This is a genomic window from Pararhizobium arenae (assembly GCF_001931685.1).
GTDB lineage: Bacteria > Pseudomonadota > Alphaproteobacteria > Rhizobiales > Rhizobiaceae > Pararhizobium > Pararhizobium arenae.
The window spans coordinates 1-718 of the sequence record NZ_MOOY01000036.1; the positions used below are offsets into that span (position 1 = coordinate 1).

Here is a 718-nt window from a genome sequence, read left to right on the forward strand (position 1 = left end):
CCTTGCGCATGGCTTTGATGTCATCAGGCGTCCAGCCATCGCCGGTTGGGTCGGTGAAATGAGTGCCGTTGTCGGTCAGCACGGTGTGGATTTTGTACGGCACAGCTATAGCAAGCGCACGAAGGAAGTTCCCGGCGACCCGCCGGGTTGCTTTCTCAACCAATTGGGCGAAGGCGAATTTGGACGTCCGATCAATGGCCACGAAGAGATAAAGCCTCCCTTCCGCCGTATGCACCTCCGCAATGTCAACGTGGAAGTAGCCGATCGGATAGCTCTTGAACTTCTTCTTCGGCTCCTTGTCGCCTTGGACATCCGGCAGCCGTGAAATGCCATGACGCTGAAGGCATCGGTGCAATGATGATCGTGTCAGATAAGGGATCGTCGGCTGGAGTGCGTAAAGGCAGTCGTCGAGAGGTAGCAACGTGTGCTGGCGGAAGGCGACAATGACGGCTTCGTGCTCTACCGAAAGGACCGTCGAGCGCGGCTCTTTCGGGCCCGTCGGCAAATCAGCCAAGGACGTTCTCTTCTTCCATTTGGCTACGGTCTTCTGATTGATCCCGTAGCGTCGGGAAAGCGCCCTCAGGCTCTCTTGACTATGTTGTATTGCTCGACGGATTGCCTCTGTCGTCGTGGCGCTCCCGTGTAGAACCTGGCCCATAGTGCCTCCTTCCATTCGTGTGAGAAGATTGCACCATCAAAGCCTGGGATCAAACATCTA

The 718-nt window shown here is 56.1% G+C and carries 1 protein-coding gene; it reads right to left on the reverse strand.

Going from position 1 to position 718, the window contains the following annotated elements; translation table 11 throughout:
• A partial coding sequence (locus tag BLX89_RS23770; protein WP_075293398.1) for a DDE-type integrase/transposase/recombinase occupies positions 1–658 on the reverse strand: 658 nt, incomplete at its 3' end.
• Positions 659–718: the final 60 nt, after the last annotated feature.